This is a genomic window from Candidatus Acidiferrales bacterium, from assembly GCA_035515795.1.
Lineage (GTDB): Bacteria > Bacteroidota > Ignavibacteria > Kryptoniales > JAKASW01 > JAKASW01.
In genome coordinates this window covers 19,331-33,943 of the sequence record DATJAY010000013.1, presented here as the reverse complement: position 1 = coordinate 33,943, position 14,613 = coordinate 19,331, and the positions used below count along the sequence as shown (strand labels likewise).

Sequence of the window (14,613 nt, the reverse complement as noted above, 5' to 3'; positions counted from 1 at the left end):
ATTCATTTCCATGCTTCACAATAACTTTTCTAATGATCTCTTCCTTGAGTATGCGCTACACAACTCGACTCCCAAAATAAAAACAAAGGTTGAGTAGAAAATCCACAAGAGTGTTCCGAAGATCGCCTCGAAAGCACCGTAGGTTTCCCAGAGATTTCCGATTCGAGCCATATACAATGCAAATAAATTCTTGGCCGCCTCATACAGAACGGCAGCCCAGAATGCGCCAAACACGGCAGCCTTCGATTTTATTTTTCCGTAAGAAAGAAACCTATAAATGAAAAAATATAAGAAGAAAGTCAGGACAAGCGCAAAAAGAATCGGCACACCAAATCTTATTAAAGCAAGCCTCATCTGACCCGCAGGCAGCTGCATTGCCGCTTGTCGCACACCCGCGAATATCGTGGTGACAATTGTGCTTGCCGTCAAGAAAAAGCCTGCTATCAATAAAACCCGCAAATCATAAAACGTCTGACGCAGAAAGGACCGGCTTCTTACGACGCCAATAACATGGAACACCGTTTTTCTCAACGTCCCCATCAAGGCTAAGGACGTCCACAAAAATCCTATGATGCTGATAATTCCGAAAATTCGTCTGTGGCCGGTGAAAACTCTCGCACGATTCATAAAGAATTTTCTAGTCTCGTCTGCAAAACTAATCTCGCGCGGCAGCAAGTGACGGATTATAACCTCGAGCTGGTTGAGCAGCGCCTCGCGGGAGAAGAAATTGCCGAGCAGCCAGATTATCAAGAATACTGTCGGCACAAGACAGAGCACCATCTGGAACGATAACGACGAAGCGTAAAAAAAAATATCATGCGCACCGAGGTTTCGCGAGACAGCCTTTACATAAAAAGATAAACTCTGAGTAAGCCTCATGAATTGCTGGAAAATCACTCTCGACGGAGGGAGTCTCACGCTGTCAACAAGTTCCTTCACAAGGAACGCGGCATTCGGAGCTTGACGTCATGCTGCGAACGAAATCGCAAACTTTGAGGGAAGAACATTATAATAAATCGAGGCCAGCTCCGCCGCACCGAGACTGATGACACCATTCAACTCGAATTTTTCTCCGCCGACAACTCCTATTTTCTCAATCTGCATGCCCCTCGACCCGGCTAACGAAGAAATTCTGTCGGCGTTGATATGATCGAACGAAATCACGACCCTGCCGCCGCCTTCGCCAAACAAGTCGATGTCCCTTCTAACTTTAACGTCAAGGTCGGCGTTCAAACCGTGAATACTTTCATGATCCATGATGCAGCATTCAGCCAAGGCCGCAGCGAGACCTCCTTCGGAAACATCGTGCACCGAGCGTACCATGTCAGCCATGATAGCCTTTCGGAGGAACTCGTGCAGATTTCTTTCATATTCATAATCTACCGGCGGAATCTTTCCGGAAACGACATCGTGAATCACCTTCAGGTATTCACTTCCGCCCATTTCGCTTACCGACGGGCCGACGACCGCAATTATGTCGCCGTCATTTTTGAATGCGGATCGCGCAGCTTTTGAAACGTCATCTATTATTCCTAACATGCCGATGACCGGAGTAGGATAGACCGTGCGATTCGGACTCTCGTTGTAAAAGCTGACGTTGCCTCCTGTCACCGGCGTTTCCAGTTCAATGCAGGCTTTCGCAATTCCCTTGACAGCCTGTTCAAATTGGTAATAAACATCCGGTTTGTAAGGATTTCCGAAGTTGAGGCAGTTCGTAATCGCGACCGGTTTCCCGCCCACGCATGCAACATTTCTCGCAGCTTCAACTACTGCATGTTCGGCACCGAGCATCGGATCGAGATAAACATACCTCGCATTACAGTCTGTCTTAACAACGAGGCCGCGCTTCTTTCCTATCCCGCTTTTTGCCCATCTTTCAAGTCTTATGACTGCGGCGTCGCCGTCACCCGGCTGCACCACAGTATCGGTCCCGACCATGAAATCGTACTGCTCATAAACATATTTCTTGCTTGCAACATTGGGAGACGATAGAAGCTTCTTAAGAACTTCATTGTAATCGCGTGGTTCCGGCAGAGTTTTCGGGTCAAATTCCGCTAAGTTGTCAAGGTAGTCCGGCCTGCGGCTTTCACGGACATAAACCGGTGCGCCGCCGCCGAGAACAAGAGTGTCGGACGGGATTTCAGCCTCGATTTTTCCAGAGCGCCGAATTCTGAGGACGCCATCGCGCGTGACCTTGCCGACCACCTCGGCGTTCAAATCCCATTTCGTAAAGATATTTTTTATCGCCGCCTCATCCTCGGGTTTCACAACGACAAGCATTCTCTCCTGAGATTCCGAAAGCATTATCTCGTAAGCAGACATGTCCGCCTCACGAAGAGGAACGAGATCTAAATTTACGTCCATCCCCGTGCTCCCTTTCGCACTCATCTCTGAGGTGGAACATGCAATTCCTGCGGCGCCCATATCCTGAATCCCGACGACTAAGCCAGCTTCGATCGCTTCGAGTGTCGCCTCGAGCAGGAGTTTCTCGGTGAAAGGATCGCCGACTTGAACGGAAGGTCTTTTTGCCTCCGACGCTTCAGAAATATCTTCCGAAGCGAATGTTGCACCGTGGATTCCATCCCGACCGGTTGAAGAGCCCACGATCATCACAAGATTTCCGACACCTTTCGCCGCCGCTTTCGCAACACGGTCATGCCTGACGATGCCGACTGCCATTGCATTCACGAGAGGATTTTCATCGTAGCACTCGTCGAAATAAATTTCACCCGCCACCGTGGGAACGCCAAAAGCATTTCCGTAATCTGCAATTCCCTTGACGACATTCTCATGGAGATACTTCACGCGAGGGCTATCGGGGTTCCCGAATCGGAGAGAATCAAGAGCAGCGACAGGCCGTGCACCCATCGTGAAAATATCCCGTAATATTCCGCCGACACCGGTTGCGGCACCCTGGTAAGGCTCCACTGCACTGGGATGATTATGACTTTCTATTTTGAAAGCTACGGCAAGTCCGTCGCCGATATCGACGAGGCCCGCGTTCTCTTCTCCAGCACTTACAAGCAGATTCCTCCCCGAGCGCGGGAGCTTCTTCAGCTGCAGGATCGAATTCTTGTAGCTCGCATGTTCCGACCACATCACTGAGTAAACGCCTAGCTCCGTGTAAGTCGGAGTGCGTCCAAGTATTTCTTTTATCTTTTGAAATTCTTCTTCATTCAAACCCATTTCCTGGGCGACTTGAAGGCTGACTTCTATCATTTAGGAACTCCAAAAATAGTTCTTGCAAGCTTTTCTATTTGTTCGTCGCGAAAGTTAAAAACTAAGATCAGGACAACGATAATTATGCCGAGAATCAGCGCGAAAATATAGCTTTGTTTCTTCTTGACACGAGACCGCTGCTCACCTGAAGCAAACATCAATCCACGCCAACCGCAATCTCTGCAACGGAAAGCTTTCCTGCCCAGTAACTTGAAAAATTTTTCTTTGATGCCATGCGTATGACTTCGTCGAATATTGCTCGAATGGCAATTCGGACAAATTATCGTCGACATATGATTTCATGAATAATTTACGAAAAAAAAGCCCCGTAAAAAACGGGGCTCGTTCAAAGTTTTCTCTGGAATAAGATCTACGTTAAAGGAATCAGCGTCTGTCAAAAAGTTGCAGCACCGATTTTAGATCCTTGTAGCTGATGTCAGGCAGAACATTTGGCTGAATCGAACTCTTCGCCAGGACAATCGAACTGGGGATCGAGGATATCGCCACCAACGGAATATTCGAACCGAATTTTGCATTTATTGTTCTTATGAATTCGTTGGCCACGATTCCATATCCTTGTGCAGTCGGGTGAATCCCATCGAGTCCGAAAAGACCTCCTGATATAAACGCTGATGTGAAGACTATACCGTCGCTCACATAGCCTTGCTGAGCTATGTTGTTTAACAGAGTGTGCACATCGACAAGAGCTATGCGATCGGAATGTGCATCGGCAATCCGTCGAAGCGCGTCATTGTAGCCGCTGATTTGTACGCGTGCAGTCGCAACTTCAGACGAATCGAGGACGAACTCGTCCGGCATGGGATGCGAAAGTGAAGTACCGGCGAGAGCGGCTAATGAATCAGCTGCCGTCAACAATATGAAATCGTGAAGTGTATCGGCGGGTCCAGCATAGAGACTCCCGTCTGCGTGGTGCCGCTGAACAAACATGCGCACATGGGTGGGCTGTCCGTTGAGGCCATAGATAAACGGCAATATTGTCGTAAAGAACGGAATCGCCGTTACGTCGGGAATATTTGCTATTGCAATCTTCGCGGTCGGCGCATCTGCCAACAGAGTATCTATCAAAGCGGTGTACTTGCTCTCAAAATCTTGTGCCGAAGTGTACCCCGATATGCCGCCGCTCGTCGCATATCCAAGAATGTCGTTGTCTCCAATTTCAACGGTCACGAATGTCGGATGAAGGTTGAGAGCCTGCTGAACGCAGCTCTTTCCCAATAGAGGATTTCTCAAAACAATACCGAAGTACGGGTTATTATTGGAACCGAGGTAAGGATAAGGACTGGAAAGGTTCGTTGTATCCATCATATCAGAAAGTATAGCGCCTGGAATCCCTAAGTTGTTGTACGGCTGCATGACCGTCGTGGCGTTGATCGGGGTCGGCGAGGCGCTTATGGCAGGTTCGATCTTAGGTGGATTTGTTGAAAGATCCACTATTTGCAAACGACCGATCGGCGTCGTTCCCAGTATGCCGAACCCCGGGTCGCTGATCAACGGTTGGTTGAAAACCATAGTCGATCCCGTTGCGAGCGAAGCCTGCTGGGCAATCTGGTTTGGATAACTGTATCTTTGAGCAGACTCATACAGCGCCCCGCTTTCGTACCCGGCAACCAGCGAATTGCCGAGCGACACGTAGCGGGTGAAATCAACTTTTCCGTTGGTTGAAGGCGGAGTTACGACGTTGGTCTTTTTGAAGTCCCCGCACGATGCAGCTAAAAAGGCCACAATTGCAATGACTAGGATATCTGTCAGCCTGGAATAAAAATTTTTCATTTTGTCTCCTCTCATAATTTATAGCTGATGTCGATGCCGAGAAGATTGGCCGTCGTATTATAGGTTCCGTTAAATTGCAGGGCGGAATTAGTGATAGTCCTTTGCTTAAACGGGAGGAACATATACGAAGCATCAACAGAAATGTTATTGGTTACACTTACTCCAAAGCCGACATTCAGTCCAAGCCGGTCTGCATCGGGAAGTATCGGCAAGTCATAAGCATCTGGAATAGGATTCTTGTCGTAAAACACGCCTGCTCGCAACGTCCACATGTCGTTAAGCATATACTCGCCGCCGATGCGAATGATGTAACTGTTACTGTAGTCTCCGATGACCGGGGAGGGATTGCCGTTGGGTCCGGGGTTTTGAAATGTAATTGACAGCTCCTTGTAAGCGCTCCACCCTACAAATTGATAGTCAGCTTCGATGGAGTAAGTAGATCCGTTGTAGGCGATCCCGGCGTACCATGTCTCAGGTAGAGGAAGAGACGTGGAAGCGGCACCGCTAGGAAGTTCGGCGGTCAGCCCATCAGCACCGGTATACGTTGTCGTCCCGTTATCCACCTTGTAAGTGATCTTGCTCCGATAAGAAAAGCCGAGTGAGATATTCTCGTATGGCTTCAACATTACCCCGAAATTGAATCCGGTACCTTTTGCATTTCCTGTCATGTGAACGAATGGGTCGACAGAATTTCCGGCAGTATCAATGATTACCGTCGGGTTGTACCTTTCGAGAAGCACGCTGCCCAGCACGTAATCGAACCCCACACCGACTGAAACCATGTCGCCTAAAAAAGAATAGGAGAGCGTCGGATTGATGTCGAAGGACTGTAAATTGATTTTTGTGATTATGAATTTCCCTCTCCAATCCTGCGGCCAGCTTGTGCCAAGCCCTTCCGGAGTGAAAACTCCGATCCCGGCCGCCAGACCGTTATCGAAATTATAGGTCACATAAGCATTCGGCGGGAAGAATGTTAGTGAATTCATCTTCCACTGAGTGTCGTTAGGATCGGTAAAGGTTGTGCTCGGAAGAATGAGCGTACCTCCAAGCATAATATTAAAACCTTTCACGTAACTTAATCCTGCAGGATTGAAGTAAATAGAAGATGGATCCCACGCGCGAGCGACAAACGCGCCGCCCATTGCAACCGCACTAGATCCATGTTCGTTGAGTTGATAGCCGCTCGAAAATGCCGTCGAAGCGGACAGCACAGTTGCGGCAAAAGCGGCAACAGTACCAAGCAAGGCTTTTTTCCTGGAAGCCACAGATACCTCCCTTTTTAGTTTCGGTAACGGGTAAGTTTAAATCATGCGGGACATAAAGTCAAATGATTTAATAGCTTTAGGGACCAGCGATCATCTTGCAGATTCTACGGTCCAAATGATCCATGAATCTGGCGATCCATTATTGACGACTCGCCGCTTGTTCAACCGACACATAGGAATTAATTTATAGGCACTCAAAAAAAGGAGGACCGATGGAGATCAAAGGAAAAACAGTCCTTGTTCTTGGCGGGTGGGGCTTGGTTGGCTCCGCAATCTGCCGGAAGCTTGTTCCGGAGAAACCGGACAAAATAATTGTCACGTCTCTCTTGAAATCGGAAGCAATCGATGCGGTTGCGCAGCTCGGAAAAGAGTTTGCCGGACATGACGCCGACTTTTTCATCCCATATCATGGCAACATTTTCGTTAGAGAGGAGTTCAAAGACCTGCCGCGCGAGGAGATCCTGAATAATTCCGAGAATCGCCGCGCTCTCATCAACGACACGCTCGGCGAATTGTCCGAAGATATTCTCAAATCAAGCACAATTTATAATCTCCTTACCGATTACAGGCCGGAAGTCATCATCGACTGCATCAATTCAGCAACCGCAATCGCTTATCAAGATTTGTTTCAATCGAGCCGCACGCTGTTGAAGGAGCTTGACAGGGCAAAACATGATTCGTCAACCAAGGGCCACGAGCTATTTGATACCGTGGAAAAACTTTTATGCACGCTTTATACCCCGCAGCTGATCAGGCATATCCAGATCCTCTATCGTTCGATGCACGATGCCGGCACACAAATCTACATGAAAATAGGTACAAGCGGAACCGGCGGAATGGGACTGAACATTCCTTATACTCACAGCGAAGAAAAACCGAGCAGCGTCCTCCTCTCGAAATCTGCAGTTGCCGGAGCACACACGCTGCTGATGTTTCTGATGGGACGAACTCCGGACGCGCCGATCACAAAGGAAATCAAGCCGACGGCAGCAATCGCGTGGAAACGAATCGGTTTCGGCGAGATAATGAAACGAGGCAAACCTATATTGCTTCAGGATTGCTCTCCGGATGATCCATATAAGATAGACAGCAAACTGGAATTGAAGAATTCGAGCAAGGTGGTAAAGAGCAACGAGCCTCTCCGCTCCGTTTTCATAGACACCGGTGAAAATGGACTCTTCTCCTTGGACGAATTTGAGGCGATAACTGCGCCCGGCCAAATGGAGTATGTGACGCCCGAAGAGATTGCAGAAGATGTAGTCTTTGAAATCAAAGGCGGCAACACAGGCCACGACATCATCAATGCCCTCGATAATGCGACACTCGCGCCGACTTACAGGGCAGGCTATCTATTTCATTCTGCCTTCAAGAAAATGCGGGAGCTCGAACAGGAACACAATGTTGACAGTGTAGCGTTCGAGCTTCTCGGACCGCCCCGGCTCTCCAAGCTGCTCTACGAAAGCTATTTGCTGTCGAAGCGCTACAGCACTCTTGATAAGGTCGAAAAAACTTCCGCAGGGAAAATGTCCGAGGAGTTGAGCGAAATGATAAAAGAAAATAAAAGCCTCCGCTCGGAGATCATATCGATAGGCATTCCGATTTTGCTTCCGGATGGAAACAGCCTGCTGCGAGGAAACGAGATAAAGATTCCGCCGTTCAGAGGGGAAGAAATTCTTCCGGCAAATCAGAAAACTATTGACGCGTGGGCACACGATGGATGGGTCGATCTGCGCGTCAAGAATATGGAGTTATGGAAAAAAAGATTCGATGAAATAAGAAAGTCCGTCGAGCCGATCCCGGTTAACGAGACGAGCTCCAGATTCATTTATACAAAGGAATACTGGAACAACTTCGAATCGATCGAGCCCGGGAAAATCGTCGGCTGGATTTTCTCGTATGAGGAAAAAGGGCTGAGGATGAAGGCGTAAGGACACTGATATCCCGGGGCACAGAGAAATTTTTTTCTGCAGCATCCCCGGCTTATATTTCATCGAAGCGCAAAACAAAGTGGCACGCGTGGAATAATATTAGAAGGGCTCTAGAAAATGGATCCTGCTGTTCTGTATTTTTTGGCTTTTTTCTTGTGTCTATTTCTATCGTGGTACTTATATAAAAGATTTTTTGCCGACGGCAGCTTAGAAGATAAATTCTTTGCGCTTGTGAATTCAGCCGGTAGATTTATCTTCGGTCTCATAGCCTCGATTATTATCCCGGCAGTTATGCTCTCCGTTGGATATTTTACTTCCGTAGTTATCTTTTATTTATTTGTCGGTTTTAGTCTCCTGTTTCTTCCTCAAAGGAGAGTCATCGCCGGGATATTCCTAATTTGTGCAATAATTGTAGCTATGGTAATAAGTATGTCTTACACGTCTTTGACATCCTACATGAAAGCTCTTCACTCCGTAATATCCACCGCTTCGATCATGGTCTCATTTTTCCTTGCAATTATTGGCTCTATTCTTTTCCAATCCGGCTTTGGGAAAATGCATGAACTCCAAGTCATGCAAAATATCCCTCGCTCAAAGATCCGATCGGTGGCAATAGGACCGGTGGAAATAAGCGGCACGATTGTATCGAGAAATGTTCTTACGACTCCATATTCCAAGTCGCCCTGTGTCTATTGCACGAGTTCACTGGAAATATGCACTGGCAGCGAGGATCAACATTCCGACGAATACAATGACTGGCAGAAAATGCCCGGTCCGACGTACAAGGTTCCCTTTTGGGTCAAAGACGACACAGGAGAAATCATGGTGGACCCTCAGGACGCTGAAGTTAAGATTTCCGACAGAGAGTTCGGAATGTTGAATGCAGATGGAACTCCGAACGATACCAGCGATGTCTATTCGGCAGATTTTTCTCCCAAGGCCGGCGATAAACATTACATCGAGCAATTTCTGGCACCGAACGACCCCGTATTCATTCTAGGAACAGCTACCGTCAGAAAAGATGGTACAACAGAGCAGCTTGTTATTCAAGAAGGAGCTGAAACCCCTTTTGTAATCTCAGAGAGCCGCGAGCAGTACACACTCCATCAGGAAAAATGGGGAATGATTGCCGGCCTCTCTTATGGAGCGATAATTTTTCTTACGGGATTCTCAGGAATACTTTATCTATCAAATTTATTGTGAGGATATCATCATGGAAATCGTAATACTTGTAATCGTTCTCCTTATTGTTATCGTGCTCGTTGGATCTCTTGTTTCTATTTACAACAGTCTCATTTTTCTGAAAAACAATATTTCAAAAGCCTGGAGCAATATTGATGTCTTGTTAAAACAGCGCCATGATGAATTGACAAAGTTGATGGATTCCGTGAAAGGATATATGAACTTTGAAAGGGACGTTTTGATACGGGTAACGCAAGCGCGGTCGGCGTATGCTCAGGCGAAGACAATACCGGAAAAAGCGCAGGCGGATAATATGATGACCTCAGCTCTGAAATCTCTTTTTGCCGTCTCTGAAAATTATCCCGAGTTGAAGGCGGATGAGATGTTCGTCCAATTTCAGAACAGAATATCCGAAATAGAAAGCCAAATTGCCGATAGGCGGGAATTTTACAATGATTCAGTGAACACATTTAACATACGCATAGCTCAAATACCATACGTATTCATCGCCAGATTACTCAACTACACGCCCCAGGAATTTTTCAAGGCCGCAGACGCAGACAAACAGGACGTCGCGGTGAGGTTTTGATCCAATGCGGTTTACACTTGACAAGAAAAACGACTCAGGAGAATGGCATGAGAGAAGGAATATCAAAAAGTCACAGCTCGGAAATATTTGACATGTATCTCTGACTTTTGAGGTCTGACCCCGTCATTCATATCTCAACGACTCGATCGGGTCTACGCTCGCCGCTTTGTATGCAGGATAGACCCCGAATGTGATGCCGACGAGCGAACATACGACAAGTCCGATTATTGCCCAATCTACGGGGAAAGCACCTTTCAGGTGCAACACAACCGCTGCTAAGTTTCCTCCAATCAAACCAAGAATAATTCCTACAACTCCTCCGACTTCACACAGCACGATGGCTTCCAACAAAAACTGGATTAATATGTTTCGCTTCGTCGCGCCTACGGATTTTCTGACGCCGATCTCTCTCGTGCGTTCGGTGACACCGACGAGCATGATATTCATGATTCCGACACCCGCCGCGAGCAACGCGATAGCGCTCACCACTATCGCACCGATCTTTACGTAGAAGGTCACCTTATCGAATTGTCCAACCAACGACGCATTCGAGATGATATCAAAGTCGTTGTCTTTTCCGGGCGGCACCTGCCGGACCGTGCGCAGAATTCCTATGGCTTGCTCCTGGGCTGCATCGAATAGATTCTGGCTCTTCGCCTGGATATAAATGTTCATGCTTCTTTCTTTTCCGTACCGAGCGAAAAAAGCCGAGATCGGTATCTCCAGATAGTATTGCTGTCCGATCATGTTTCCCTGGTCTTCAATGACCCCAACAACGGTGTATCCGATACCGTCCACTGTCACCACTGCTCCAAGCGGATCGGAGTGGACAAACAGAGCCTTTGCTAAATTTGGATCGAGAACGCAAACAAGACGTCCCGTCTCGACGTCGCTTTCACTTACCGATCTTCCTTCCTCCATCACCTCATTCCGCGCCGTAGAAATATCGGGGGTAATTCCCAACAGGTTCACATTTGGATTCGTCTTCTGGTCACGATACTCGACGATCTTCCCCCACTTACCTGCCAGCACGCCGACACTCGATGCCAGCGTAGCGCGTTCCTTCAATTCCATGGCCTGTTCATAGGTGAGATCCTTTCGATTTCTATATTTGTCCCAGTCCGTAAAGAAAGCTGGAAACTTCCGAACCATAAAAGTGTTTGAGCCCATGGAATTCAATTTGGATACTACGTAGTCCTGAAGAACTGTCATAGCCGTGTTGACCGCAATGATCGAGAAGACGCCGACAACGATTCCAAGCAGAGTGAGACTTGAGCGAAGCTTGTTAGCTCGTATGGCGGACAACGCCATCGCAAAACTCTCTCTCCATTCAGACAAGATGAAATTCTTATTCATAGTTCAAATTCTTCATCCACAATTTTTGGTTACTCATATCGCAGTGCATCAACCGGATCGAGCCTGGATGCCCTCAGCGCGGGTACAATTCCTGAGATGACACCAACCACGAGCGATATCAAGATTCCCGTGATTGCAATCGATACCGGCATAGACGTAGGGAGCACTTTGTCAACGAGCATGCTCAGCGGATATGAAGCTCCGAGGCCAATCAATCCTCCGCTTAAACAAATCAATACCGCTTCGAGCAAGAACTGTGCCAGGATCGCGCGCCTCGGCGCACCGAGCGCCTTTCTGATTCCAATCTCCTTCGTCCGTTCAGTAACACTGACGAACATTATATTCATAATGCCGATACCGCCGACGAATAAAGAAAGTGCGGTAACAAAGATCCCGATCGCTCCTACATACATTATCATCTGATCAAACGCATTCGTGAATTGATCCTGTTGATTGATTGAAAAATCGTCCTCTTGATAGGGGGCCAGACCCCTGATCTTTCTCATTATTCCTCTCAACTCTTCCTTTGAGTCATCTAAGTCTTTTTCATTAGAGGCTCGGACATCTATCGTGGCGGAAAAACGAGTTCCGTAAATGTCCTGGAATTGTCCGATGGGAATGAATACAACGTTATCAAGACTGAACATTCCGAGAAAACTTCCCTCTTTACTTCTGACACCGACGACGCGGAAAGATAAACCGTTAATCTTGATCGACTGTCCTATCGGATCCTGATTGGGGAAAAGGGCATCTGCGACGTCACCGCCTATGATTACCATGGGTCTATTCCCGCGATCTTCTTCAAGGGTGAAAAACCTTCCCGCGTCGAGGCTCATGTTAGTCACATCCGGATAAGACGCAGTAGTCCCCACGATATCGACGTTGTTTGCAACCTTATTTTTATATTTCACAATCCCGTTTCGATCGGTTTCCGGTGCAACAGCGGCAGCTAACGTCGCTTCTCTCTGTATTCTCTCGGCATATTCAGGTTTCAGGTCTTTCCGATTTCGATACTTCCACCATTCTCCGCCGCTAAAACCCCATTGCCATTTGTCAACATACAGGACATCGGCACCCATGAATTGAAAGCTCTTGTTGAACGAGTTAGTAAGACCCGTTATTGCCGCGCCCATCAGTGTCACCGCGACGATACCGATAAAAATACTGACCATCGTCAGTGCCGCTCTGATCTTGTTGGCCATTAATGCGGCGAACGAGAGTTTCAAACCTTCTTGTAGCTCGCTCAAAAAGGACATTAATGAACCTTTTCCGCCTCGTGGAATGCGTGAACCTTACCGTTCTTTTCCAACGGCAAATCGCTTTCTATCATTCCATCCCTTATCCTGATTATTCTCTTCGAATGCTCGGCGATGTATTCTTCGTGAGTGACAAGAATTATCGTGATCCCTTTGTTGTGCAATTCCTCCATGAACAACATTATCTCGTCGCCTGTCTTCGAATCTAAATTCCCCGTCGGTTCGTCAGCAAGGATAATCGATGGGTTATTAATAAGTGCCCGCGCGATCGCAACACGCTGGCGCTGCCCGCCGGAAAGCTCATTCGGCTTATGATGGACACGCTCGGCGAGACCAACCATTTCGAGCGTTTTTTTTGCCCGTTCTTTTCTGTCAGCCGCCGGAACTCCGCTGTAGATCAGAGGGAGTTCGACGTTATGCAGGGCGTCAGAGCGAGGAATCAAATTGAAAGTCTGAAATACAAATCCTATCCCCTGGTTGCGAATTTTCGCAAGCTCGTTGTCATCCATGTCGCTGACGTTTACGCCGTCGAACAGATATTTGCCGCTGGTCGGAGTGTCAAGACAGCCGAGAATATTCATGAGCGTCGTCTTCCCGGAACCGGACGGTCCCATTATCGATACGTATTCTCCCTTCTTGATAGTGAGATCTATGTCCTTAAGTGCCTGGACCTGGACTTCTGCACCCATGTCGTAAACTTTATTTACCTTGATCAGCTCAATAACATTACCCGACATTATTTTATCCTCCGATCGCCTTTGTCGCCATAGATTTATTATTATCTATTCTAACCTTCGATCCGTCATTAAGTTCCCGGCTGATGGCGACGAAGTTGCCGCTGACTACTTCTTCATCACCTTTTAGCCCCGAGGTTATCTCAACATAATTATCGTCTGCAATTCCCCGCTTTACCGTCACCGTTTTTGCGACACCTTTGTCAACGATAAACACGCATTCGTTCACTGTCTCGTGCTTTGCATTTGCCTTTGAATCGCTAACGCTCGACGCTTCACCTTGTCCCTTGCCTTCCGATGCCTTCGGCATCCTTACCGTCACGCTCTGGATCGGAACCGAGAGGACATTAAGATGAGTTGCCGTCTGGATGTCGGCAGTCACCGACATTGCCGGCTTCAAATCGACCTCGCTTTGAATAATTCTTATTTTCACCAAAAAGTTTGTCACCTGGTCCTGCGTCCCAGCACCGGTCGTGGTTCCGGAAGATGCTATCTGATATACGACTCCTTTTATTTTCTTGTCGGGAAAAGCGTCGACGGACAACGTAGAAGTATCGCCGACAGCAACGAGGACCACATCGTTTTCGTCGACGTTCACCTGGGCTTCCATGCTTTTCATGTCGGCTACGTCCATGATTTCAGTGCCCGCCATCATGCTTGTGCCGACAACACGCTCACCGAGTTTCGAATTGAGAACGCTCACGATTCCGTCCATCGGCGCATGAATGGTGGTCTTACTAAGAGCATCCTGTGTCTGGTCAAGCAGCGCTTTTGCGGACGCGACATTCGCCTTGGCAGACTCATATGTCGCTTTGTTGACATCATATTGAGTCTTTGCAGACTCGAGATCCTGGTCGCTCATTAAGTTTTTCTTGTAGAGCTCCTGCGCACGCTTATACGTGGAAGAAGAGTTGTCGTAATTCGCCTTGGCTAAGTCCTGTTGCCCGAGCATCGATTGGAGGTTCGCCTGACTTTGCTGGAGCTGGGCGATATATGTATCCGGACGTATCTTAACGATGACTTGTCCCTTGTCTACTCGCTGTCCTTCCACCACAGGAAGGTCTACGATCTCACCGCTTACCTCAGGACTGATTTTCACGAGCACCTTGGGTTCAACATCGCCCGAAGCGGTAACTACCTGAGTGATCGTACGGCGAACAACCTTTTCAGTTTGGACCATTATGACGGGCTCTTTCTTCCCGCCGATAACTATTGCGGCAACAAGGATCACCACCAATAGCCCGGCCCCGGATAAAATGAAAATTCTTTTTTTCTTTCTATTAGTTGCCATTA

12 protein-coding genes are annotated in these 14,613 nt (G+C 47.8%); 3 read left to right on the top strand and 9 right to left on the bottom strand.

Annotated features, from left to right (window positions below; translation table 11 throughout):
- Window positions 1-15: 15 nt before the first annotated feature.
- The 5 genes from VLX91_07650 to VLX91_07630 form a co-directional block, all read right to left on the bottom strand.
- Complete coding sequence (locus tag VLX91_07650) at window positions 16-939, bottom strand: YihY/virulence factor BrkB family protein (GenBank protein HUI30075.1); 924 nt, start codon at window positions 937-939, stop codon at window positions 16-18.
- Window positions 940-966: 27 nt separating this feature from the next.
- Window positions 967-3,219, bottom strand: a complete 2,253-nt coding sequence (gene purL, locus VLX91_07645; protein HUI30074.1) for a phosphoribosylformylglycinamidine synthase subunit PurL — start codon at window positions 3,217-3,219, stop codon at window positions 967-969.
- Window positions 3,216-3,512 (bottom strand): hypothetical protein, encoded by a 297-nt coding sequence (locus VLX91_07640; protein HUI30073.1) that lies wholly within the window; start codon window positions 3,510-3,512, stop codon window positions 3,216-3,218. The genes purL and VLX91_07640 overlap by 4 nt, the downstream gene beginning before the upstream one ends.
- A gap of 91 nt (window positions 3,513-3,603) precedes the next feature.
- Window positions 3,604-5,010: a GDSL-type esterase/lipase family protein gene (locus VLX91_07635; protein HUI30072.1), complete on the bottom strand. Its 1,407-nt coding sequence runs from the start codon at window positions 5,008-5,010 to the stop codon at window positions 3,604-3,606.
- A gap of 11 nt (window positions 5,011-5,021) precedes the next feature.
- Window positions 5,022-6,275, bottom strand: coding sequence for an outer membrane protein transport protein (locus VLX91_07630; protein HUI30071.1), 1,254 nt, complete (start codon window positions 6,273-6,275; stop codon window positions 5,022-5,024).
- A gap of 212 nt (window positions 6,276-6,487) precedes the next feature.
- Here VLX91_07630 and VLX91_07625 point away from each other — a divergent pair, with 212 nt between their 5' ends.
- The 3 genes from VLX91_07625 to VLX91_07615 all read left to right on the top strand — a co-directional run bounded on the left by VLX91_07625 (window position 6,488) and on the right by VLX91_07615 (window position 9,974).
- Window positions 6,488-8,203 carry a hypothetical protein gene (locus tag VLX91_07625; protein ID HUI30070.1) on the top strand — a complete coding sequence of 572 codons (1,716 nt, stop codon included), beginning with the start codon at window positions 6,488-6,490 and terminating at the stop codon, window positions 8,201-8,203.
- 117 nt (window positions 8,204-8,320) lie between these two features.
- Window positions 8,321-9,406, top strand: coding sequence for a GIDE domain-containing protein (locus VLX91_07620; GenBank protein HUI30069.1), 1,086 nt, complete (start codon window positions 8,321-8,323; stop codon window positions 9,404-9,406).
- Window positions 9,407-9,416: 10 nt separating this feature from the next.
- Complete coding sequence (locus VLX91_07615) at window positions 9,417-9,974, top strand: LemA family protein (GenBank protein HUI30068.1); 558 nt, start codon at window positions 9,417-9,419, stop codon at window positions 9,972-9,974.
- Window positions 9,975-10,097: 123 nt separating this feature from the next.
- Here the strand turns inward: VLX91_07615 and VLX91_07610 are convergent, their stop codons facing one another.
- The 4 genes from VLX91_07610 to VLX91_07595 are packed head-to-tail and all read right to left on the bottom strand — an operon-like array spanning window position 10,098 to window position 14,611.
- Window positions 10,098-11,330 (bottom strand): ABC transporter permease, encoded by a 1,233-nt coding sequence (locus tag VLX91_07610; GenBank protein HUI30067.1) that lies wholly within the window; start codon window positions 11,328-11,330, stop codon window positions 10,098-10,100.
- A 29-nt stretch (window positions 11,331-11,359) separates the two neighbouring features.
- Entirely contained in the window at window positions 11,360-12,532 is a 1,173-nt protein-coding gene (locus tag VLX91_07605; protein HUI30066.1) for an ABC transporter permease, read from the bottom strand.
- Between the two features lie 53 nt (window positions 12,533-12,585).
- Window positions 12,586-13,323, bottom strand: a complete 738-nt coding sequence (locus tag VLX91_07600) for an ABC transporter ATP-binding protein (GenBank protein ID HUI30065.1) — start codon at window positions 13,321-13,323, stop codon at window positions 12,586-12,588.
- Window positions 13,324-13,327: 4 nt separating this feature from the next.
- Complete coding sequence (locus VLX91_07595) at window positions 13,328-14,611, bottom strand: efflux RND transporter periplasmic adaptor subunit (GenBank protein HUI30064.1); 1,284 nt, start codon at window positions 14,609-14,611, stop codon at window positions 13,328-13,330.
- Window positions 14,612-14,613: the final 2 nt, after the last annotated feature.

Coding starts and splice junctions, on each gene's coding strand:
- VLX91_07600 (HUI30065.1), bottom strand. CDS start 13,323: ATGTCGGGTAATGTTATTGAGCTGATCAAGGTAAATAAAGTTTACGAC.
- VLX91_07595 (HUI30064.1), bottom strand. CDS start 14,611: ATGGCAACTAATAGAAAGAAAAAAAGAATTTTCATTTTATCCGGGGCC.
- VLX91_07615 (HUI30068.1), top strand. CDS start 9,417: ATGGAAATCGTAATACTTGTAATCGTTCTCCTTATTGTTATCGTGCTC.
- VLX91_07625 (HUI30070.1), top strand. CDS start 6,488: ATGGAGATCAAAGGAAAAACAGTCCTTGTTCTTGGCGGGTGGGGCTTG.
- VLX91_07640 (HUI30073.1), bottom strand. CDS start 3,512: ATGTCGACGATAATTTGTCCGAATTGCCATTCGAGCAATATTCGACGA.
- VLX91_07605 (HUI30066.1), bottom strand. CDS start 12,532: ATGGCCAACAAGATCAGAGCGGCACTGACGATGGTCAGTATTTTTATC.
- VLX91_07610 (HUI30067.1), bottom strand. CDS start 11,330: ATGAATAAGAATTTCATCTTGTCTGAATGGAGAGAGAGTTTTGCGATG.
- purL (HUI30074.1), bottom strand. CDS start 3,219: ATGATAGAAGTCAGCCTTCAAGTCGCCCAGGAAATGGGTTTGAATGAA.
- VLX91_07620 (HUI30069.1), top strand. CDS start 8,321: ATGGATCCTGCTGTTCTGTATTTTTTGGCTTTTTTCTTGTGTCTATTT.
- VLX91_07635 (HUI30072.1), bottom strand. CDS start 5,010: ATGAAAAATTTTTATTCCAGGCTGACAGATATCCTAGTCATTGCAATT.